This window comes from Methylobacterium sp. E-016, assembly GCF_022829745.1.
Lineage (GTDB): Bacteria > Pseudomonadota > Alphaproteobacteria > Rhizobiales > Beijerinckiaceae > Methylobacterium.
On the sequence record NZ_JAKSYF010000058.1, the window covers coordinates 43,237 to 63,947 of the forward strand.

A 20,711-nucleotide genomic window follows, 5' to 3' on the forward strand; every position below is an offset into this window, starting at 1 on the left:
GTCCCGTAGCGTTACTGGGCGGGCTTCGGCGCCGGTGCCGGTTGCGCGGGCGTGTCGGCGCCGGCGGGCGGCGCGTCGGCTGCGGCCGGCAGCAGCACGTCCTTCGCGACCGTGCCTTCGGGGCCGTATTCGCCGGCGACGGCGAGGCACGCCTTCTCGCGATGCTGGGCCATGTCGTTCGACATCAGCGCGAACATCGACTGCACCCGGCCGCCGAACGGGCCGCGCGGGCTGACGTCGGCCGATCGGGTGCCCTGCTTGACCAGCAGCGCCTCGAAGGTGTCGGTCCCGATCCGATAGCCGCAGACGTTCGACGCCGCGAAGATGTAGGCCGCGAATTCCAGCGCCCGCGGGGCCGGGGCGTTGCGGATCTGCGCCGCGGCGGGCTGCGCGGCGAGACCGAGGCTCAGGAGGGCGGCCGCGGCGGCCGGCGTGGCGAACATGCGCATGGGCGAAAGTTTCCTCATCGTCGTCGACGACTTCTTGCGAGTCGTTGAGACGGGCGAGATACGCCGAACGGTGAACGCCGCCCAGGGGGAGCGGCCCGACGGATTGCCTCAGGCCACGCAGGACAAAGGTGAAGGTCGTTCGTGGTTAAGCGTTACCTGCGTTGCAATCGATAGCGGCGTTTCTACCGCGTCACTGGCCGTCCCGGTCCCTCGTCTGCCTTGCGGAACCGCGGAACTTGTTTCGACTTGATCCTGCCCTACGCGGGGGTTCGAAGCCTGCTATTAACCGGTGGCGAGCAGATCGGAGTCCGACATCTTCCGCAATGAGCCGGACTGGACGCCGCATGCACTTCGCCCTCGACCACCGCGCAGAGCCAGATCCCGCCTTCGTGCCGCCGTCGCTGCGCCTCGCCGAACCGAGCGACGCACCCTCGGGCGAGCGCCGCAACCGCTACGCCCGCTGGGCCCTGCACGAGGGGCTGGGGGAGGGCGACGTCGTCGCCCTGCTGATGCGCAACCAGCCCGACGTGCTCGCGATCTGGCAGGGCCTTGGCTCCGTCGGCGTCACCGTGATGCCGCTCGACCTCACCCTGCGCGGGACCGCGCTTGCCCGGAGCCTCGACGCGATCGGCCCGCGCCACCTGTTCGTCGACGCCGGCCTCGCGGAGACGCTGTGCAGCGTCCAGGGCCTCGTCTCGGTTCAGCCGCTGGTGTGGTGGCACGGCGGCGCCGACTTCGCCCGCATCGACCTCGAGATCGCCGAGTACGACGACGCCCCGCTCGCCCCGCAGGCGCTGCCGGCGCGCCGGGCCTGAGCCATCCTCGAAACCCGACGCGTCCGTGATAGGCTCGACCGGCCATCGACACGGGAGCCAGGGCATGTCCTCGACCGCGCAGACCGACGCGCCGCTGCTGCTTCGCGCGGATGCTCAAGGCATCGCCACGCTGACGCTGAACCGCGGTCCGGCCCGCAACGCGCTGTCCCTCGGGCTGATGGCGGCCTTGCAGGATGCGCTCGACGCGATCGCCGAGGATCGAGCCGTGCGCGTCGTCGTGCTGCGCGGCGCCGGGCCGGCCTTCTGCGCCGGTCACGATCTCAAGGAGATGCGCGCGCATCCCGGGCGCGAGGCCGCGGCCGAGGTGTTCCGCGCCTGCTCCCGGCTGATGCTGGCGATCACCCGGCTGCCGCAGCCGGTGATCGCGCAGGTTCACGGCATCGCCACCGCCGCCGGCTGCCAGCTGGTCGCGACCTGCGATCTCGCGGTCTGCGCCGACGACGCCCGCTTCGCGACGCCCGGCGTCAACATCGGCCTGTTCTGCTCGACCCCGATGGTCGCGCTCTCCCGCGCGGTGCCGCGCAAGGCGGCGATGGATATGCTGCTGCTCGGCGAGCCGATCGACGCCGCGGAGGCGTTGCGCATCGGCCTCGTCAACCGTGCGGTACCGACCGCCGACCTCGATGCGACGGTGCAGGCGATGGCGATGCGCATCGCGGGCAAGTCGGCGCGGGTGGTGGCGATCGGCAAGGAAGCCTTCGGCCGCCAGGCGGAGCTCGGCCTCGAGGAGGCCTACGCCTACGCCGCCGAGGTCATGACCCGGAACATGATGCTCGCCGACGCCGACGAGGGCATCGACGCCTTCCTTCAGAAGCGCACGCCGCGCTGGCCGGCGTGAGCCGCGGTCGAGCCGCGCGGTTCGGCGCGCGAAACGTCCGTCAGCCGCGGCCGGCCGGAACCGGGAAGCGGCGCGCGAACCAGTCGCGCAGCACCGCGCGCTCGTAATACAGGCCGCCGGTCGAGAAGCGTGGGTTGGCCGTCAGCATGAAGTTGGGGTCGGTGACCGTATCCTCGCCGCTGGCGACCACCCGCTTGCCACGCCGCAGTGCGTAGGCGAGCCGGATCCGCGGCGGCGTGAAGTCCTGGACGATCCGCAGGCCGCTCGGCGTGCCGAAGCCCGGCCGCTCGTACCCGGCGAGATCGATGTCGAGGACGGTGATGTCGAGGCTCTCGTCGGGGCCGAGGCGACGGCTGCCGAGGTCCTGGAAGATCCGCGTCATCTCCGCCAGCGTCAGCCGCAGGCTCCGGCCGGAGGACGCCCAACGGTCCTCCGCGTCGGTGAAGCGCTCCGGCGCGACGTAGCGCACGCCGACCTGCGCGACGGCGGGACCGCCGAGCGCGAGACCCGTCAAGGCTGCCAGGACGACGCGCCTCATTGCTTGGCGCGGTTGATCACGGCGAGCAGCGCGCGGGCGACCGGCTCGGTCACGTTGCGGCGGTACTTGCGGTGGACCAGCTGCCCGTTGTGGTAGACGTCGTGCTCGACGTAGAGCCGCTCGCCGTCCCACCGCACGATGTTGTCGGTCTCGGTCGTCTCCTCGACGCCGAGGTCGTCCCGAAGGATCGCGCTGCCGGTCTGGGTGAACATGCGCAGCTCCTCGCACCTTGATCGGGGATCGCCCGCGCAGACGATCCGTCCGTAGGGTCCACAATAGGCAATCGGCGCAGGCTGCGCCAGTTGCGGCACCGCTCCGACCCCCGACAAGGACAGCTCGGCTTCGCGGTCGCGGGCATCTCAGCGGATCGTGATCTGATCCTTGATCTTGTCGTAGGTCGCGCGGCTGAGCACGCGCTTCGACAGCAACTGGTCGATCGTCGTGTAGGGCCGGCGCTGGATGATCGCCCGCCCGATGCTGCCGCCGCCGCGCAACCCGTTCAGCTCCGCCAGCGATGCGGTGTTGAGGTCGACCAGCGCCAGCGCGCGCGGTCCGGCGCTGTCGCTGGCCTCGTTCACCTTCGCCTGACCGGTCGGTTGCGGCTCCGGCACGGATTGCGAGAGAACCGGGGCTTCCGCGGTCGGCTGGGGTGCCGGAGCGGGTGTGGGCGCGGGATCCGGCGATACCGGCGGCGCGGCGATGCCCGCTCGAGGCGCTGCGGGGGACGGGACCAGCGTCGGCGTCCCGACCTTTCGCGGCGCCGGGGCGACGGATGCCGGCGGCACGGAGACCGGCGGCGCCTGCGCCGGCGACGGTGCGTGCGGCAGAAAATACTGGATCAGGGCGGCGAGGCAGCCCGCGACGACCAGCAGAAGCGAGATCCGCAGAATCGTCGAACCGCTCAGCATCGCCCCTCCCATCCGTGTTGTTTGGCAAACGCTTGGCAAGTTTTGCAAACGCTTGGCAAGATAGAGACGTTGCGCTGCCGGAGCAAAGCACGGCGTAGACGATCGGGCCGGCCGTCAACAAGCGTCGGCGCGGAAGACCTTTGGACGGCTCGCGGGGCCTTCGGCATCGACGCCGGCTCCGCGCCGGCCCATACCCGCCGGGATGCCGACCGCCCGCCTCGACCCCGCCCTGGCCGCCCCGCTCGCCGCCGCCAGGCGACACATCTCCGAACGCTTCGGATCGCTGCGCTACCTGCCGGCCCTGTTCGCGCAGGTCCGCGCCGCGAGCCCGCGCCTGTTCGCCGCCAGCCTCGCCCTGCGCCTCGTCGGCGCCGGGCTGCCGGTGGCGACCCTGTGGCTCGCGAAGCTGATCCTCGACGCGATCGTCGCGGAACATGCCCGGCCGCGGGCGACGCCGATGAGCGTCGATGCGTGGCTCTCGGACCCGCACCTGTCGCGGCTCGCGGCCTTGGTCGCGGCCGAACTCGCCCTGGCGATCCTCTCCGACCTGATCGGACGCCTCAGCACGTTGGTCGACGGGTTGGTCGCCGACCTCTATTCCAACGCCGCCTCGCTCCGGCTGATGCGCCATGCGGCGGCCCTCGACCTCGCGCAGTTCGAGGACAGCGCACAGCAGGACCGGCTTGAGCGGGCGCGCCGGCAGGTCACCGGGCGCACCAGCCTGATCGCCCAGGTGTTCGGGCAGGGGCAGGCCCTGGTGACTTTGCTCTCGTTCGCCGCGGGCGTCGCGGTCTACACCCCGTGGCTGATCGTGCTGATCGCGGCGGCGCTGGTGCCGGCCTTCCTCAACGAGGCGCACTTCACCCGAGCCGGTTACCGCCTCGCCTGGATCCGCACCCCGGAACGGCGGCGGATCGACTACCTGCGCTACCTCGGCGCCAGCGTCGAATCGGCCAAGGAGGTCAAGCTGTTCGGCCTGAACGGCTACATCACCGACCTCTATGCCGGCCTCGCCGACAAGGTGGTGGCCGACAACCGCGCGCTGGCGATCCGCCGCGCCGGCTGGGGCGGCGCCTTCGCGGCGCTCGGCACGCTGGCCTACTACGCCGCCTACGCCGTCATCGTCTGGCGCACCGTGGCGGGCGGCTTCTCGATCGGCGATCTCGCCTTCCTTGCCGGCGCCTTCCAGCGCCTGCGCGGGCTGATCGAGGGCCTGCTGCTCGGGTTCACCCAGATCGCCGGGCAGACGCAGTACCTCGAGGACCTGTTCTCGTTCTTCGCGATCGCGCCGTCGATCCGCTCGCCCGAGACCCCGGCACCCCTGCCGGCGACGATCCGCCAGGGCCTCGCCTTCGAGGATGTCGGCTTCCGCTATCCCGGCGTCGACGCGTGGGCGGTGCGGCACCTGAGCTTCACCCTCGCGGCGGGCGAGACCCTGGCGCTCGTCGGCGAGAACGGGGCCGGCAAGACCACGATCGTCAAGCTGATGACCCGGCTCTACGACCCGACCGAGGGGCGCATCCTGCTCGACGGCCTGCCGCTGCAGGCCTACGACCTCGACGCGCTCCGCGGCCGCATCGGTGCGATCTTCCAGGATTTCGTCCGCTTCGACCTCACCGCCGGCGAGAACGTCGCCGTCGGGCGGATCGAGGCCCGGGACGATGCCGAGCGCATCGGCCGTGCGGCTGTGCGCGGCCTCGCCGACGCGGTCATCGCGCGCCTGCCGGCCGGATACGACCAGCCCCTCGGCAAGCGCTTCGACGGCGGCGTCGACCTGTCCGGGGGCCAGTGGCAGAAGATCGCCCTGTCCCGGGCCTACATGCGCGACGCCGAGATCCTGATCCTAGACGAGCCGACGGCCGCGCTCGACGCGCGCGCCGAGTACGACGTGTTCCGCCGCTTCCGCGACGTCAGCGCCGGGCGGGCCGCGGTGCTGATCTCGCACCGCTTCTCCACCGTTCGGATGGCCGATCGCATCCTGGTGCTGGAGGACGGAAAGGTGCTCGAAGCCGGTACACACGACGCGCTCGTCGCCCTCGGCGGACGCTACGCCGAGCTGTTCGAGCTTCAGGCGGCCGGCTACCGCTGATCCGGCGCCCGGCATTGCTCCGGGCCCGGCACCCACTACCTGCAGCCTGCGCCTCAACTTCGGCCGTCACCGCCTCGGGAGTCTCCACGATGCCACGCCACGCCACCGCCCTCGTCGCCGCGTTCCTCGCCGGCGCGGCCTGCTTCGGCGGCATGGCCCATGCGGCACCGGCCACGCCCGACGCCTCGGCCAAGCCGGCGCCCGAAGCGGCAAAGCCCGAGGATCCGAAGCCCGGAAAGCCCGAGCCGGTGATCCTCGCCAACCACAAGGCGGTCTACGACCTGTCGCTCGCCTCCACCGGCGGGACCCGGGCGGTCGAGAGCGCGCGCGGGCGCATCGTGATCGAGTTCAAGGGCGACGCCTGCCGCGGCTACACCATGCAGACCCGCCAGGTGACGGTGCTCGAATCCGGCGAGAGCGGCAGCCGGACCTCAGACCTGCGCAACACCACCTTCGAGGGCGGCGAGGCCCGCGATTTCCGCTTCCGCACGGTGACGGTGCTGAACGGACAGCCGAGCCCGGCCGTCGACGGCACCGCGGATGCGAGCGGCGACGCGTTCAAGGTCCGGCTCAAGGAGCCGAAGAAGGACCAGTTCACCGCCGCCGGCCCGGTGCTGTTCCCGAGCCTGCACATGCGCCGCCTCGTCCAGGCCGCGCGGGCCGGCGACACCACGATGTCGGCCAAGGTGTTCGACGGGTCGGACGACGGCCGCAAGGTCTACGACACCCTGGCCGTGATCGGCCGCCGTGCAACGGCGCCGGCGAATGCCGCCGCGTCGGACCGCGACAAGCCGCTGCACGAGGGTGCGATGGCCGCCGTGCCGCACTGGCCGGTGACGCTGAGCTACTTCACGCAAGGGGAGGGCGAGCGCACGCCGATCTACACCCTCACCTTCGACCTCTACGAGAACGGGGTCAGCGGCGCGCTCAAGCTCGACTACGGCGACTTCGCGATCCTCGGCGACATGACCCGCCTCGAGCTCGACAAGGCGCCGGACAAGCCGTGCGCCCCGTAGCCGGCACGCGGCCCTTTAGAACTCGTCGGATTGTTGCGGCGCGAGCCGTCGCCACGCCGCCGCGATGCGCTCGGGCTTGATGTCGAGCCCCTGCGCGCAGGCGAGCAGCACCGGCTCGTCGCCCATGACGTGGTCGAGCACGCCGACGAGGAAGGCCGGGTCGGACAGCGACGCGCGGACGTCCTCGGGCGACAGCCCGGTCGCGTTGAGGAACGGGAACAAGCGGTCCTCGTCGGCGACCATCCAGCCGAGCACGTCGACGGCCAGGTTGTGGTCGGCGGCGGTGGCTCGCGTCGACCCATCGTCTTGAAGTGATTTGCGATTCATCAACATCTGTCGCTTACAAAGGCGTGAGGTCGGGTAACGTCCCGTAAAGGACGCGCGGCGGCACCGGGATCGAGCGTGATGACGAAAACGGTGTTGATCGTCGAGGACAACGAACTGAACATGAAGCTCTTCAACGACTTGTTGGAGGCCCACGGTTACGCGACCCTCAAGACGGCCAACGGCATCGAGGCGATCGAGCTCGCGCGTGCCCACCATCCCGACCTGATCCTGATGGACATCCAGCTTCCCGAGGTTTCGGGGCTCGAGGTAACCAAGTGGCTCAAGGAGGACGACGACCTCAAGCACATTCCCGTCGTCGCCATCACCGCCTTCGCCATGAAGGGCGACGAGGAACGCATTCTTGAGGGCGGTTGCGAGGCATATTTGTCCAAACCGATCTCCGTCGCGAAGTTTTTGGCAACGGTTCGCACGTATCTTGCCGACAAGTAGGGTCCGGATCGAGCCCTCGACGGCGCCTGCGATCGCCCGCTGAAACCTTGTGCGAGGAACGATGTCGGCCCGCGTCCTGATCGTCGACGACCTCTTCCCGAACGTGAAGCTTCTCGAAACGAAGCTCGCGCTGGAATACTTCGACACCGTCGCGGCCATGAACGGCCCGGACGCGATCGCGATCTGCGAGAAGGGCCTGTGCGACCTCATCCTCCTCGACGTGATGATGCCCGGCATGGACGGGTTCGAGGTCTGCCGCATCCTCAAGAACAACCCTCTCACCGCGCACCTGCCGGTGGTGATGGTCACGGCCCTCGACCAACCCTCGGACCGCCTGAAGGGCCTCGACGCCGGCGCCGACGATTTCCTGACCAAGCCGATCGACGACACCGCGCTGTTCAGCCGCGTCCGCAGCCTCGTGCGCCTGAAGGCCGTGACCGACGAGCTGCGCAGCCGCGCGCTCGCCTCGCGCGAGTTCGGCATGGGCGACCCGCTGGCGCTCGCCACCGCCGAGACCGGCCTCAACGCCAGCCTGCTGCTGGTCGAGGATCGGCGCGGCTCGGCCGAGCGGATGGCGGCGGCGCTCGGCCAGTTCCACGCGGTCACGCTCGAGACCGATCCGCAGGCGGCGATCCACGTGGCGGCCGAGGGCGGCTTCGACCTCGTCCTGGTCAGCCTCGACCTCGAGGGCTTCGACGGGTTGCGCCTGTGCAGCCAGCTGCGCAACCTGGAGCGGACCCGGCAGGTGCCGCTGATCATGCTCGCCGAGGCGCATGACCGCGCCCGCATCGTGCGCGGCCTCGATTTCGGTGTCCACGACTACCTGCTCCGCCCGATCGACCGCAACGAGCTGGTCGCGCGGGTTCGCACCCAGATCCGCCGCAAGCGATTCTCCGAGGTTCTGCGCAGCGCGGTGCAGGCGTCGATGGAGATGGCCGTCACCGACGGGCTCACCGGACTGCACAACCGGCGCTACCTCGACAACCACCTCGCCGGCCTGTTCTCCGATCCACGGCTGCGCGAGCGCCAGGTCGCCGGGCTGATCCTCGACATCGATCACTTCAAGGCGATCAACGACACCCACGGCCACGAAGCCGGCGACGAGGTGCTGCGCACCTTCGCCGACCGCGTCCGCCTGCACACCCGCACCATCGACATCGTCGCCCGCTACGGCGGCGAGGAGGTGGTCATCATCCTGCCCGATGCCGGCCTCGCCGAGGCCCACGCCATCGCCGAGCGCATCCGCGAGCGGATCGAGGGCATGCCGTTCTCGATCCATCGCGACACCCGCAGCGTCCCCGTCACCGTGTCGATCGGCGTCGCGACCCGTCAGCCCGAGGATGTCGGCCCCGGCGAGATGCTGAAGCGCGCCGACCTCGCGCTCTACCGCGCCAAGGCGCTGGGGCGGAACCGCGTCGAGGCCCAGGCGGCCTGACCCGTCCGATCGTCGCCGGATCCGGCGCGCACGCTTGGAACGGACGCGCATCCCTGCGGCGAAGGTCCGCCGGTTGACACCCGTCCGCGCTTCGCCAACACCCTGCGCCGTTCGCGGCCGGGGCCTTCGGCACCAGCGCCGCAGCCGCACCGGCCTTCGGATGGGAGTACTGTGACGACGATGGCGGCGATGCGCTCCTACCTCGATTTCGAGAAGCCCGTGGCCGAGCTTGAGGCGAAGCTTGAGGAACTCCGCGCCGTCGGCGCCCGCGACGGCGCCGTCGCGATCAGCGAGGAGGTCGGGCGGCTGGAAGCGAAGGCGGCGCAGGCGCTGGCCGAGATCTACGCCAACCTCACCCCCTGGCAGAAGACCCAGGTCGCCCGGCATCCGCAGCGGCCGCACTTCGTCGACTACTGCACCGGGCTGATCGAGGATTTCACGCTGATGGCCGGCGACCGCGGCTTCGGCGAGGACGCGGCGATCGTCGGCGGCATGGGTCGCTTCCGCGGCCGGCCGGTCTGCGTGCTCGGCCAGGAGAAGGGCGCGACCACCGAGACGCGCCTGCGGCACAATTTCGGGATGGCCCGCCCGGAAGGCTACCGCAAGGCGGTGCGCCTGATGGAGCTCGCCGACCGCTTCGGGCTGCCGGTTCTGGCCTTCGTCGACACCGCCGGCGCCTTCCCCGGCATCGAGGCCGAGGAGCGCGGCCAAGCCGAGGCCATCGCCCGCTCGACGGAGGCCTGCCTCGGCCTCGGCGTGGCGAACGTCGCGCTGGTGATCGGGGAGGGCGGGTCGGGCGGCGCCATCGCGCTCGCCACCGCCAACCGCGTCCTGATGATGGAGCACGCGATCTACGGCGTGATCTCGCCCGAGGGCGCGGCCTCGATCCTGTGGCGCGACCAGGGCCGTGCGCCCGACGCCGCCACCGCCATGAAGATCACCGCGCAGGATCTAATGCGGCTCGGCATCATCGACACCATCGTCCCCGAGGCGACCGGCGGCGCCCACCGCGACCGCGCCGGCGCCATCGCCGCGGCGGGCGACGCCCTGGCCGGCGCGCTGGCCGAGTTCGACGGCGTGGCCCCCGACGAGATCCGCGACCGCCGCGCCCGCAAGTTCCTCGAGATCGGCCGGCGCCTGTGAGCCGGCCGGAACCCGGCGGCCCCTACGGCACCGGCTTCCTGCGCGGGCTCGGACGCAGGCTCGGCGGCCTGCTCGGCAGCGAGCGCGAGCCCGGCCCGGTCAACCACGTCTCCCTGGGCGCCCATTGCCAGATGGCGCACGTGCTGAAGACGCTCGGGTTGCGTACCTGGTCGGGGCCGTTCGACTGGATCTTCACCATGCCGGGGATGGTTCGCGACTGCCTCGCCGACGACTTCGCCGCGCTCCTGGATCGATCGCAGCTCGAGACCATCCCCCTGGACGAGCGGCAGGGCGAGGGCATCTGGCGCGGGCGCCACCGGCTGTATCGCGAGCGCTACGGGCTCGCATGCGTCTTCAACCACCACGACCCGGCCTCGGACGAGGCCGACTACCGCTTCCTCGCCGAAGGGGTCCGCCGCCTGCGGATCGCCCTATCGAACCCCGTTGCCGAGAACCGATTTTGGCTGTTGACCCACCTCCACACGCCGCCCGAGGTCGCCTATGGCATCTGTGACGTTTTGGCACAGCGGGGATCGGGGAACCATTTAACCTTTCTGCAGCACGTGCCGGGCAGCCCCGTGAGGCGCGTCGTGGCGGCCGAGCCGACGCGCCCCGACCTGCGCTGGCTGACGGTGGAAACCCCTTCCGCATCAGTCGGTTTGCGCCTGGCCGACCCGGTCGACGACGCGTTCCTCGTCGACCTGATCGCGGCGGAGTCGCGGCACACCCTGCGCCCGTCCCCGTGATCCACATCGGGACCGGTGGCGCCGAGGCCGGCGGGGGGCCGATCCTTGCGGTAACGGAGGCGTAAGCTTACCAAAGCTAGAGAGTGGGGGAGTGACGCACGACGGCTGCCGACAAGGGCCGCGCGCGGTGTGTTCGAGGACGAGGTTCCCCCATGGCTGTGCGCCGGTTCGCCGTTGCAAGTCTCCACAGAGCGTCCCGCCTGATCGCGCCCGTGGCTGTCGCGGCCGCCCTGTCCCTCGGCGGTTGCCAGGACGGGATGATCAACGGCGCCTCGACGCGCTCGCTCACGCCGATCCCGCCCCAGACCCTGTCCCTGATGCAGACCAAGGGGATGCAGCAGAGCGACCCGATCCTGATCCGCGCCTACAAGAAGGAAGCGGAGATGGAGGTGTGGAAGCGCGGGACCGACGGTCACTACGCGCTCCTGAAGATCTACCCGATCTGCCGTTGGTCGGGCCAGCTCGGGCCCAAGCGCAAGCAGGGCGATCGCCAGGCGCCGGAGGGATTCTACACGATCACCCCGGGCCAGATGAACCCGAACTCGTCCTACTACCTTTCCTTCGACACCGGTTTCCCGAACGCCTACGACCGGGCGAACGGCAGCACCGGCAACTACCTGATGGTCCACGGCACCTGCTCGTCGGCCGGGTGCTTCGCGATGACCGACGCGTCGATGTCGGAGATCTACGCGGTCGCGCGCGAGGCCTTCGCCGGCGGCCAGCGCGCGTTCCAGTTCCAGTCGTATCCGTTCCGGATGACGGCACAAAACATGGCCAAGTACCGGAACGACCCGAACGCCCCGTTCTGGCGCAACCTCAAGGAAGGCGCCGACTATTTCGAAGCCCTGCGCGACGAGCCGAAGGTCGGGGTCTGCGGCACCAAGTACGTATTCGGCGGCGCGGATGCCGCCGCCGGCTCGTGCACGCCGAAGGTCGATCCGCTCGTCGCCGAGAAGCGCACCCACGACAACCAGGAGATCGCCGAGCTCGTCGCCAAGGGCACGCCGGCGACGCGGGTGGTCTACGACGACGGCGGCGGCAACCCGGTGTTCCGCGCCGAGCAGACCACCGCCTTCGCCAACCTCGGCGGCACCGAGACCGAGCTGCCCTACAGCGCCAAGGATTACGGCCGGCACAACCTCGGCGACGTCAGCCGGCCGGAGAGCCTGGCTGCCGGCCCGCGCGAGATCGAGGTCGACGCCAAGGGCCGTCCGGTGATGCTCGCCGCCGCGCCCGAGGCGCCGATCCCGACCAAGGCCGCGGCGTCAGCCCTCGCCAAGGGCGGCAAGGCGGATGCGGGCAAGCCCGGCACGGCCAAGCCCGATGCGGCGAAGCCCGGCACGCGGACGCTGATGGCCAAGCAGCCCGACCCCAGCGACGATGGGGTCAAGGAAGCCGCGAAGGCCAAGCCGGCGCGGATCACGGTCGCCGGCGCTGACGACGATCCGAGCACCTACCGGACGCTGCTCGGCAAGGTCTTCGACAAGGACGCGACGCCGACACCCGCGACGCCGACGGCGGACGCGGTCGTCGCCGAGCCGGTGAAGGTCGCCGCGCAGACCGTCAAGGTGGCTCACGCCGCGCCGCGCCCGGTGCGCAAGGTGACGACGACCGCGCTTCGGACGGACAAGCCCGAGAAGCCCTGACCGATCGCGACGCGCTCGGTCGAACGAAGACAGCCGCCGGTCGCGCGACCGGCGGCTGTCTTCGTTTCGGCGATGCCGCTCAGAGCAGAGGGCGGTCGCGGTTCATCAGCCAGAGCGCGTGGATCATGCCGGGCAGGCCGAACATCAGCGTCAGGACGATGTTGAGGAGGAACTGCAGGCCGATGCCGTTGGTCACGAGCACGGCGATCGGCGGCAGGAAGATCGCGAGAAGGATGCGGACGAGCGTCGACACGGGAACTCCGGGTATGCAGCGAGTGTTGGCGATGCAACGAAGCTAGGCCGTTTCCGTTCCAGCAGCCGGCGGGGGATCTCCTCGGCGTCCCGTGCATGCGCCGGCCACATCCCCGCCGCGAACCGCCCCGATGAGGCGGCCCGTGCGGCCCTTCCCGTCGGAGGTGTTCCCGCGCCGCCAAGGGCGTTCCCGTGACAGCACCGATCCGGCCCCATCCGCCCGAAGGCCAGGCGATCCCGCGCGCGCGTCCCTGGACCGGGCCGGGCTTCGTCGAGTTCGTGGCGATCGTCGCGCTGATGATGGCGGTCACCGCGATCTCGATCGACAACCTGCTGCCGGCCTTTCCAGCGATCCAGGCCCGTTTCGGCGTCGTCGACCCGAACCACCTGCAGTGGCTGATCTACGTCTACATGATCGGCTTCGGCTCGGCCCAGATCGTATACGGCCCGGTCTCGGACGCCCTCGGGCGACGTCCCGTGCTGATCGGCAGCCTGCTGGTCTACGTCGCCGGAACCCTGCTCGCGATGGTCGCGCCGTCGTTCGGATGGCTGCTCGCCGCCCGCGTGATCCAGGGGCTCGGCGCGGCCGGCGGCCGGGTGCTCTCGACCGCGATCGTGCGCGACCGCTTCGCCGGGCGCGAGATGGCGAGCGTGATGTCCTTCACCATGATGGTGTTCCTGATTGTGCCGATGATCGCGCCGGCGATCGGCGGGGCGATGCTCGCCCTCGGCTCCTGGACCTACGTCTTCGTCTCGATGCTCGCGCTCGCGGGGCTGCTCGCGCTCTGGTTCCTAGCGCGCATGCCCGAGACGCTGCATCCGGAATACCGCCGGCCGCTCTCCTTCGCCGCGACGGGGCAGGCCCTGCGGACCACGCTCGGCTGTCGCGTCGCGATCGGCTACGCCACCGCCCTCGGCCTGCTCACCGGCTGCATCATGGGCTATGTCGGCTCGGCCCAGCAGGTGTTCGACACCGGGCTCTACCACCTCGGCGCGCTGTTCCCCCTGGCCTTCGGGCTGGTCGCGGGCGCCATGGGCGCGGCGACCCTGGTCAACGCCCGGGTGGTGGGCCGCCTCGGGATGCGGGCGCTGTCGCATGCGGGGCTGACGGCCTTCGTCGCGGTGGCGCTCGGGCAGGTCGCGATCGGGCTCGCCTATGGCGGGCACCCGCCGCTGGCGCTGTTCCTCGCGGTGCTCGCCGGCAACCAGTTCCTGATCAGCTTCGCGATGCCGAACTTCAACGCGCTCGCCCTGCAGCCGCTCGGCGCGATCGCCGGCACGGCCTCCTCGTTCCTCGGGTTCTACACGACGATCCTCGGCGCGCTCTGCGGCTTCGCGATCGGCCAGTGCTTCGACGGCACGACCCTGCCGATCGCCTTCGGCTATGCCGGGCTCGGCGCGGCCGCGCTCCTCGTGGTGGCGTGGACCGAGCGCGGACGCCTGTTCCGCGGCGGGGTTTCCGGTTGAGCGCGGGGGCGACTTAACTCGGTCTTCAGCGGTGCGGACGACGATGCCGTCCTCGCCTCAGACCACCGGAGACCACCCGTGATCGCCCGAGCCCAGGACGGACTGCTTCTCGCCGCGCGCCTTCTGCTGGCGGCCGCGCTGCTGCCGACCGGCATCGCCCGCGCCCTCAACGTCTCCGGTTTCGCGCTGACGCTGGCCGGCGCCGGCGTGCCGGCCCCGAACGCGGTGGCGACGCTCGCCGTCGTCGTGCAGGTGTTCGGGCCGCTCGCGCTGATCGTCGGCGTGCTGCCGCGGATCACCGGCGTCGCGCTCGCCGGGTTCGCCGGCCTCACGGCGATGCTGCTCCACGCCTTCTGGCAGTTCTCCGGCCCGGCGGCCGCGGCCGAGCGCACGCTGCTGCTCGCCGACCTCGGGCTCGCCGGCGGCTTCCTGATCTACGCGCTCGCCGGACCCGGCGCCTGGAGCTGGCAGGGCTGGCGCGCCGGCGCGACAGGCCGCCCGGCGGCGAAGCCCCCAGCGAAGCCCGCCGCCAGGGGCGCCCCGAAGGCGAGCGCCAACGCAAACCGGCCGCGCCGGGCCAAGGCCGCCTGAGGCGGCCGCGCCGGAGCATGCGCTCCGAGCGGCCTACCGCGACCCCAGGGCGACCAGGCCGAGGTGCCCGGCGATCCCGAGGAACGCCACGAAATTGATCCCGAAGACGCGTCCGCGCAGCTTCACGTCGTCGGTCAGGGTCTGCACCGCCGTGTGCACGACCCGGCCGGCGACGAACAGCCAGGCGCAGGCGACGTCGAACCGCCCGACCTCGCCGAAAGCCGCCAGAAGCGCGACGCAGCCGACCATCAGCACCGGCAGCTCGAACTGGTTGGCGAGGTTGCGGGTGATCCGCGCGATCGGCCGCGGCTCGTCGCGACCGAGGACGAAGGCGTCGTACGCGACCTCGCCGCGGCTCACGGCGCGCAGGCGCGCCACGGACAGCCAGACGTAGAGCGCCACGATCAGCCCGATCTGAGCGATCAGCGGTTGCAGGATCGAGACGTTCACGCGCAGCCTCCGCGAGCGGACCGTGGGAGGGGAGCCTGCACCTATGGCCGGCCCGGTGCGGCGGCGGGCGCGGCACGCGCGATCATCCGGCCCGAGACCTCGGCGCCGGCATCCGGCGCGAGCTGGCGGAAGGCGAAGACCGAGACCGCCGAGATCAGCGCGACGGCGAAGAAGGCCGGGCCGAAATCCGCCGCCATGATCGCGCTGCGGCCATGCCATTCGGCGGCGCCTTCGAGCGCCAGGGCGCCGAGCGTCACGCCGAGGCTCAAGGAGATCTGCTGCGCGACGCTGGCGAGGCTCGTGCCCGCGCTCATCTCGGACTTCTCGAGGTCGGCGTAGGCGATGGCGTTCACGCAGGTGAACTGGATCGAGCGCAGGCAGCCGCCGAGGAACAGGATCCCGAGCATCAGCCAATGCGGGGTGTCGGCGGTGTAGAGGCCGTTCACCGCGAGGAAGAGTGCGGCGAGGACGGCGTTCGCCACCATCACCGGACGGAAGCCGTAGCGGCGCAGGATCCGCGGGCCGATCGTCTTCACGAACATCGCGCCGGCCGCCGCGGCGAAGGTGATCAGCCCCGATTGCAGCGGATCGAGCCCGAAGCCGACCTGGAGCATCAGCGGCAGCAGGAACGGGATCGCGCCGGTACCGATGCGGAACAGGCTGCCGCCGACCACCGCGATGCGGAAGGTCGGATGACGCATGAGGTCGAGGCGCAGGATCGGATGCGCCATCCGCCGCGAGTGCCGAAAGTAGAGCGCGAGCAGCACCGCGCCGCCGCCGAGGCTCGCCCAGGACATCCAGGCCGGCAGCAGGTGGCGGCCGGTCGAGGCCAGCCCCAGCATCAGCGCGGCGAGCCCCGGCCCGAGCATGGCGAAGCCGACGAGATCGAGCGGCGGGCGCTCGGGCTCGCGCACGTCCTCGAAGAACAGGGTCGCGAGCACGATCCCGACGATGCCGATCGGAATGTTGATGAAGAAGATCCAGCGCCAGTCGAGATAGGTGGTGATCAGGCCGCCGAGCGGCGGCCCCATGATCGGGCCGATCAGCGCCGGGATCGTCAGGTAGGCCAGCGCCGAGACGAGCTCGGCCTTCGGCACGCTGCGCAGGATCACCAGGCGGCCGACGGGCACCATCATCGCGCCCCCCAAGCCCTGCAGGAACCGGGCGGCGACGAAGCCGGCGAGCCCGCTCGAGACGGCGCAGGCGACGGAGCCCGCCATGAACACCGCGATCGCCGCGCGGAACACCGTGCGCGATCCGTAGCGGTCGGCCATCCAGCCGCTGATGGGGATGAAGATCGCCAGGCTGACGAGGTAGGCGGTCAGCGCGAGCTTCAGGGCGATCGGGTCCTCGCCGAGGCTCTGAGCGATGGTCGGCAGCGCCGTGGCGATCACCGTCGAGTCGGTGTTCTCCATGAACAGGGCGGTGGCGACGACGAGGGGGACGATCTGGGATGCGCGCATCGGGCCGGGCAAGCGTTCGGGGCACCCGGCATCGTGGCGTCGGCCGGGCGTGCGGCGCAGCGCTTGACACGGGATGTGCGCCCGGTCGATCCGTGGCGGATCGGCCACGCTTTGTTTCCGAACATGGCTGAACCGCGCCGCAACCCTTCCGAGCAGGCCGGATCGGCCTTAAGCTTTACGGTAACGATGCCGTGTCCCCGCGCGGCGCCCCGCTCCACGGCGGCGGAGCCCGGGACGACGCTGCGACACCCGCGAAAGTGACAGGATGCTTCGTCCGTCGACACTGCCCCGATCGCTGCCGCGGCTCGTCGCCGCGTCCGCGGTGATGTTCGTCCTCGGCGCCTGTGGCACCGTGCTCCTCAACGATGTCGGCTCGCTCAGCCGCTACGACCGGCTCCGGGCCAGCACCGAGGCCTCGACCACGGCGCGCCTCTACGCCGACGCCGACGCGCTCGCCCGGACCAGGACCGTCCGGATCATCCCGACGCAGTTCCCGGCCAACGTCTCCGGTGCGGTCGGCATCAGCGATGCGGAGCGCAGGCTGGTCGCCAACAACGCCGACCGCGCGCTCTGCTACGAGCTGTCGCTGCGCTACGACGTGGTGTCGAGCCGCAACGCCGACCTGACCGTGCGCGCCCAAGTGACCCGCGTCGACCCGACCGACCTGATCGGCGCCGGCGCCACCATCGGCACCTCCGCCGCCGTCACCGTCGCCGGCCAGGTCGGCATCGGCTTCGCCGAGGGCCTCGGGCGCATCCCGATCCCGCGGGTGCCGATCGGGCTCGGAAGCCTCACCGTCGAGGCCGAGGCGCTCGACCGCCGCCACGAGCAGCGGGCGGCGATGGTCTGGGGCGGGGCGGCCAACTCGTTCACGAGCCAGCCGCGCTACTCGCACATCAGCGACGCCTACGATCTCGCCGGCGATTTCGGCCAGGATTTCGGGTTCTACCTCGCCACCGGCGAGGACCCGTTCAAGGCGCCGCTGACCCTGCCGAACTGGAACCGCATCCGGGTGACCACGCTCGGCGAGGCGCCCCTCGACCCCGATTGCGAGGCGTTCGGCCGGGCGCCCGGCCTCGATGGGATCCTCACCGACTACATCGGCCTGCCGCCGGACTATTCCGACAAGGGGCCGCGCGTCCGCTGAGGCGGGAAGGGCGGTCGCGGACGCCATGCGGCGGACGCAACCGGCCCACGCGGGGTTTATCCCGTGCCGCGCTGGGTTGCCGCCTTTGCGGGCACCCCACCGCATGATACTGGCCCGTGCCAACCCGCTCCATGCCGAACCCGACCTCGCGTCGGCCCGGCAGCCCTTCAGGACCGTTGGCTCATGGCCCGTATCAGCTCCGCTTCGATCATCGAGGGCCTGACCTTCGACGACGTCCTCCTGCGTCCGGCCGCCTCGTCGGTGATGCCGACCGAGGTCAACGTCGCGACGCAGCTGACGCGCACCATCAGCCTGAACCTGCCGATCGTCGCCTCGGCGATGGACACCGTCACCGAGGCGCCGATGGCGATCGCCATGGCCCAGAACGGCGGCCTCGGCGTCATCCACCGCAACCTCGAGCCGGCGGAGCAGGCCGAGCAGGTCCGCCTCGTCAAGAAGTACGAGTCGGGCATGGTGCTCAACCCGATCACCATCCATCCCGACGAGACCCTGGCCGACGCCTTCGAGGTGATGAAGGCCAACCGCATCTCCGGCATCCCGGTGGTCGAGCGCGGCCCGAACGGCTCGCGCGGCAAGCTCGTCGGCATCCTCACCAACCGCGACGTGCGCTTCGCGACGCATCCGGCCCAGCCCGTCTCCGAGCTGATGACCCGCGACCGGCTGATCACGGTGCGCGAGGGCGTGACGCAGGACGAGGCCAAGCACCTCCTGCACCAGTTCCGGATCGAGAAGCTGCTCGTGGTCGACGACCACTTCCGCTGCATCGGCCTGATCACGGTCAAGGACATCGAGAAGCAGGTCACCTACCCGAAGGCGGTCAAGGACGAGCAGGGCCGGCTGCGGGTCGCGGCGGCTACCACCACCGGCGACCAGGGCTTCGAGCGGGCCGAGCGCCTGATCGATGCCGGCTGCGACGTGATCGTGGTCGACACCGCGCACGGCCACTCGATCAAGGTGCTCGACAGCGTGCGCCGGGTGAAGCAGCTCTCCAACGCCGTGCAGGTCATCGCCGGCAACGTCGCGACCCGCGAGGGCACGCAGGCGCTGATCGACGCGGGCGCGGACGCGGTGAAGGTCGGCATCGGGCCGGGCTCGATCTGCACCACCCGCATCGTCGCCGGCGTCGGCGTTCCGCAGCTCACCGCGATCATGGAGGCGGTCGAGGCCGCCCACGACGCCGGCATCCCGGTGATCGCCGACGGCGGCATCAAGTATTCCGGCGACCTCGCCAAGGCGATCGCCGCCGGCGCCTCGGTGGCGATGCTCGGCTCGCTGCTCGCCGGCACGGACGAGGCCCCCGGCGAGGTGTTCCTGTACCAGGGCCGCTCCTACAAGAGCTACCGCGGCATGGGCTCGGTCGGCGCGATGGCCCGCGGCTCGGCCGACCGCTACTTCCAGGCCGAGGTCAACGACACCCACAAGCTCGTGCCCGAGGGCATCGAGGGGCAGGTGCCGTACAAGGGCCCCGTGGCGGCCGTCCTGCACCAGCTCGCCGGCGGCCTGCGCGCCGCCATGGGCTATGTCGGCGCCCCGAGCGTGCCGGAGTTTAAGGAGCGCGCGCAGTTCATCCGCATCACCAATGCCGGCCTGCGCGAGAGCCACGTCCACGACGTGACGATCACCCGCGAGAGCCCGAACTACCCCTCGCGCACCTGAGGCGGGGCGGCGTCACGGGCGGGTCCGGCGGGAAACGGTGTTTCGGAGAGCGACGATGCGGGTGCTGGTGGTCGGGGCCGGGGCGACCGGCGGCTATTACGGGGCGCGGCTCGCGGAGGCCGGGCGCGACGTGACCTTCCTCGTCCGCCCGGCGCGCGCGGACAAGCTCGCGGCGAACGGGCTCGTCGTGGAAAGCAAGCTCGGCGACCTGCATCTCGCCGCGCCCAAGACCGTCACGGCGGCCGCGTTGCCCGCGGCCGGCGGCTTCGACCTCGTCCTGCTCTCGTGCAAGGCCTATGACCTCGCCGGCGCCATCGACGACCTCGCGCCGGCGGTGGGGGACGGCACCGCCATCCTGCCGATCCTCAACGGGATGGCGCATCTCGACGCGCTGGACGCGCGCTTTGGCGTGGCCCGCGTGCTCGGCGGCTCCTGCGCCATCGCGGCGACGCTGGGGCCTGAGGGCGCAATCCGCCACATGAGCGACTTCTGCACGCTGACCTTCGGCGAGCGCGACGGCTTCCGATCCGAGCGCTGCGATGCGATCGAGACGCTGATGCGGGACGTGAAGTTCCAGCCGCGCCTGTCCGACAGGATCGTGCTGGAGATGTGGGAGAAGTGGGTGTTCCTCGCCACGCTGGCCGGCGCGACCACCCTGATGCGCGGCACCGTCGGCGACATCGTCGGGGCCGAGGGCGGCCGCGACTTCATCGCCGGCCTGCACGACGAATGCCTCGCCATCGCCGCGGCGAACGGATTCGCGCCGCGCGAGAAGGTGGCGGCCCAGGCCCGGACCACGCTGACCACGGAAGGCTCGCCGCTCACCGCCTCGATGCTGCGCGACATCGAGGGCAGGGGCCGGATCGAGGCCGACCATGTCGTCGGCGACCTGATCGCCCGCGGGCGCTCGGCCACGCCGGACACCGCGCTGCCGCATCTCGAGCGGGTCTTCACCGGCCTCAAGACCTATGAGGGCCGCCGCGCCCGCGAACAGGCGGCCTGAGATCTCGGCCCGCGCGGGCCGAGGTCCGGAGATCCTTCAGTAGCGCGGGCCGGGAGGCGGGGGCGGGTTGCCGTATTCGAGCTGCGTCTTGGCATCGAGCGGGCGCCGCGGCGGCGGCGTCAGGTCGGGAGCGGCCGGTGCGGTGGAGCAGGCGGCGACCGCCAGCATCAGGATGCCGGCGAGGCTGAGGTGGATCACGGGCGACATGGGTTCTTCCGGCCTTCGCGACGGCGGGTTCCG

The 20,711-nt window shown here is 71.1% G+C and carries 23 protein-coding genes; 14 read left to right on the forward strand and 9 right to left on the reverse strand.

Annotated features, from left to right (window positions below):
* Positions 1 to 11 precede the first annotated feature (11 nt).
* On the reverse strand, positions 12 to 443 hold the full coding sequence (locus MKK68_RS04750; RefSeq protein ID WP_243936403.1) for a hypothetical protein: 432 nt from the start codon (positions 441 to 443) through the stop codon (positions 12 to 14).
* Between the two features lie 350 nt (positions 444 to 793).
* On the opposite strand from MKK68_RS04750, the gene MKK68_RS04755 reads away from it, so the two are divergent.
* Positions 794 to 1,264, forward strand: coding sequence for an AMP-binding protein (locus tag MKK68_RS04755; RefSeq protein WP_243936359.1), 471 nt, complete (start codon positions 794 to 796; stop codon positions 1,262 to 1,264).
* Between the two features lie 64 nt (positions 1,265 to 1,328).
* Positions 1,329 to 2,123, forward strand: a complete 795-nt coding sequence (locus MKK68_RS04760; protein ID WP_244029029.1) for an enoyl-CoA hydratase — start codon at positions 1,329 to 1,331, stop codon at positions 2,121 to 2,123.
* A 40-nt stretch (positions 2,124 to 2,163) separates the two neighbouring features.
* Here the strand turns inward: MKK68_RS04760 and MKK68_RS04765 are convergent, their stop codons facing one another.
* The 3 genes from MKK68_RS04765 to MKK68_RS04775 all read right to left on the reverse strand — a co-directional run bounded on the left by MKK68_RS04765 (position 2,164) and on the right by MKK68_RS04775 (position 3,569).
* A complete protein-coding gene (locus MKK68_RS04765; RefSeq protein ID WP_147728765.1) occupies positions 2,164 to 2,661 on the reverse strand; it encodes a DUF3016 domain-containing protein in 498 nt (165 codons plus the stop codon).
* Positions 2,658 to 2,873 carry a hypothetical protein gene (locus MKK68_RS04770; protein WP_147728766.1) on the reverse strand — a complete coding sequence of 72 codons (216 nt, stop codon included), beginning with the start codon at positions 2,871 to 2,873 and terminating at the stop codon, positions 2,658 to 2,660. Before MKK68_RS04770 ends, MKK68_RS04765 begins: the two co-directional genes overlap by 4 nt.
* A 147-nt stretch (positions 2,874 to 3,020) precedes the next feature.
* Positions 3,021 to 3,569, reverse strand: a complete 549-nt coding sequence (locus MKK68_RS04775) for a ComEA family DNA-binding protein (protein WP_244029031.1) — start codon at positions 3,567 to 3,569, stop codon at positions 3,021 to 3,023.
* Positions 3,570 to 3,771: 202 nt separating this feature from the next.
* On the opposite strand from MKK68_RS04775, the gene MKK68_RS04780 reads away from it, so the two are divergent.
* The gene (locus MKK68_RS04780) at positions 3,772 to 5,658 is read left to right on the forward strand and encodes an ABC transporter ATP-binding protein (RefSeq protein WP_244029033.1); all 1,887 of its coding nucleotides are present in this window, start codon (positions 3,772 to 3,774) and stop codon (positions 5,656 to 5,658) included.
* A gap of 152 nt (positions 5,659 to 5,810) precedes the next feature.
* Entirely contained in the window at positions 5,811 to 6,674 is an 864-nt protein-coding gene (locus tag MKK68_RS04785; RefSeq protein WP_409567170.1) for a cell envelope integrity EipB family protein, read from the forward strand.
* 15 nt (positions 6,675 to 6,689) lie between these two features.
* On the opposite strand, the gene MKK68_RS04790 is transcribed toward MKK68_RS04785, so the two are convergent.
* The gene (locus tag MKK68_RS04790) at positions 6,690 to 7,001 is read right to left on the reverse strand and encodes a DUF3572 domain-containing protein (RefSeq protein WP_244029037.1); all 312 of its coding nucleotides are present in this window, start codon (positions 6,999 to 7,001) and stop codon (positions 6,690 to 6,692) included.
* Positions 7,002 to 7,079: 78 nt separating this feature from the next.
* Between MKK68_RS04790 and MKK68_RS04795 the strand changes: the two genes are divergently transcribed.
* The 5 genes from MKK68_RS04795 to MKK68_RS04815 all read left to right on the forward strand — a co-directional run bounded on the left by MKK68_RS04795 (position 7,080) and on the right by MKK68_RS04815 (position 12,421).
* Positions 7,080 to 7,451, forward strand: coding sequence for a response regulator (locus tag MKK68_RS04795; RefSeq protein ID WP_147728258.1), 372 nt, complete (start codon positions 7,080 to 7,082; stop codon positions 7,449 to 7,451).
* Between the two features lie 61 nt (positions 7,452 to 7,512).
* Complete coding sequence (locus tag MKK68_RS04800) at positions 7,513 to 8,886, forward strand: PleD family two-component system response regulator (RefSeq protein ID WP_244029039.1); 1,374 nt, start codon at positions 7,513 to 7,515, stop codon at positions 8,884 to 8,886.
* A gap of 189 nt (positions 8,887 to 9,075) precedes the next feature.
* Positions 9,076 to 10,029 carry an acetyl-CoA carboxylase carboxyltransferase subunit alpha gene (locus MKK68_RS04805; protein ID WP_244029200.1) on the forward strand — a complete coding sequence of 318 codons (954 nt, stop codon included), beginning with the start codon at positions 9,076 to 9,078 and terminating at the stop codon, positions 10,027 to 10,029.
* Positions 10,026 to 10,775, forward strand: coding sequence for a DUF1796 family putative cysteine peptidase (locus MKK68_RS04810; RefSeq protein ID WP_244029041.1), 750 nt, complete (start codon positions 10,026 to 10,028; stop codon positions 10,773 to 10,775). The genes MKK68_RS04805 and MKK68_RS04810 overlap by 4 nt, the downstream gene beginning before the upstream one ends.
* A gap of 152 nt (positions 10,776 to 10,927) precedes the next feature.
* Positions 10,928 to 12,421, forward strand: a complete 1,494-nt coding sequence (locus MKK68_RS04815) for a L,D-transpeptidase family protein (RefSeq protein ID WP_409567165.1) — start codon at positions 10,928 to 10,930, stop codon at positions 12,419 to 12,421.
* 79 nt (positions 12,422 to 12,500) lie between these two features.
* On the opposite strand, the gene MKK68_RS04820 is transcribed toward MKK68_RS04815, so the two are convergent.
* Entirely contained in the window at positions 12,501 to 12,674 is a 174-nt protein-coding gene (locus MKK68_RS04820; RefSeq protein WP_147728777.1) for a YqaE/Pmp3 family membrane protein, read from the reverse strand.
* A 191-nt stretch (positions 12,675 to 12,865) separates the two neighbouring features.
* On the opposite strand from MKK68_RS04820, the gene MKK68_RS04825 reads away from it, so the two are divergent.
* Both MKK68_RS04825 and MKK68_RS04830 read left to right on the forward strand, forming a co-directional pair.
* On the forward strand, positions 12,866 to 14,140 hold the full coding sequence (locus MKK68_RS04825; RefSeq protein WP_243933387.1) for a multidrug effflux MFS transporter: 1,275 nt from the start codon (positions 12,866 to 12,868) through the stop codon (positions 14,138 to 14,140).
* A gap of 78 nt (positions 14,141 to 14,218) precedes the next feature.
* On the forward strand, positions 14,219 to 14,731 hold the full coding sequence (locus MKK68_RS04830) for a DoxX family protein (RefSeq protein ID WP_244029043.1): 513 nt from the start codon (positions 14,219 to 14,221) through the stop codon (positions 14,729 to 14,731).
* 33 nt (positions 14,732 to 14,764) lie between these two features.
* On the opposite strand, the gene MKK68_RS04835 is transcribed toward MKK68_RS04830, so the two are convergent.
* Entirely contained in the window at positions 14,765 to 15,181 is a 417-nt protein-coding gene (locus MKK68_RS04835; protein WP_244029045.1) for an MAPEG family protein, read from the reverse strand.
* A gap of 41 nt (positions 15,182 to 15,222) precedes the next feature.
* Complete coding sequence (locus MKK68_RS04840; protein ID WP_244029047.1) at positions 15,223 to 16,644, reverse strand: MFS transporter; 1,422 nt, start codon at positions 16,642 to 16,644, stop codon at positions 15,223 to 15,225.
* A gap of 265 nt (positions 16,645 to 16,909) precedes the next feature.
* On the opposite strand from MKK68_RS04840, the gene MKK68_RS04845 reads away from it, so the two are divergent.
* The 3 genes from MKK68_RS04845 to panE all read left to right on the forward strand — a co-directional run bounded on the left by MKK68_RS04845 (position 16,910) and on the right by panE (position 20,471).
* Complete coding sequence (locus MKK68_RS04845; protein WP_244029049.1) at positions 16,910 to 17,791, forward strand: DUF3313 domain-containing protein; 882 nt, start codon at positions 16,910 to 16,912, stop codon at positions 17,789 to 17,791.
* Positions 17,792 to 17,974: 183 nt separating this feature from the next.
* Entirely contained in the window at positions 17,975 to 19,468 is a 1,494-nt protein-coding gene (guaB, locus tag MKK68_RS04850; protein ID WP_244029051.1) for an IMP dehydrogenase, read from the forward strand.
* Between the two features lie 55 nt (positions 19,469 to 19,523).
* Complete coding sequence (panE, locus tag MKK68_RS04855; RefSeq protein ID WP_244029053.1) at positions 19,524 to 20,471, forward strand: 2-dehydropantoate 2-reductase; 948 nt, start codon at positions 19,524 to 19,526, stop codon at positions 20,469 to 20,471.
* Between the two features lie 36 nt (positions 20,472 to 20,507).
* Here the strand turns inward: panE and MKK68_RS04860 are convergent, their stop codons facing one another.
* Positions 20,508 to 20,678 carry a hypothetical protein gene (locus tag MKK68_RS04860; protein WP_243933395.1) on the reverse strand — a complete coding sequence of 57 codons (171 nt, stop codon included), beginning with the start codon at positions 20,676 to 20,678 and terminating at the stop codon, positions 20,508 to 20,510.
* Between the last annotated feature and the right edge of the window lie 33 nt (positions 20,679 to 20,711).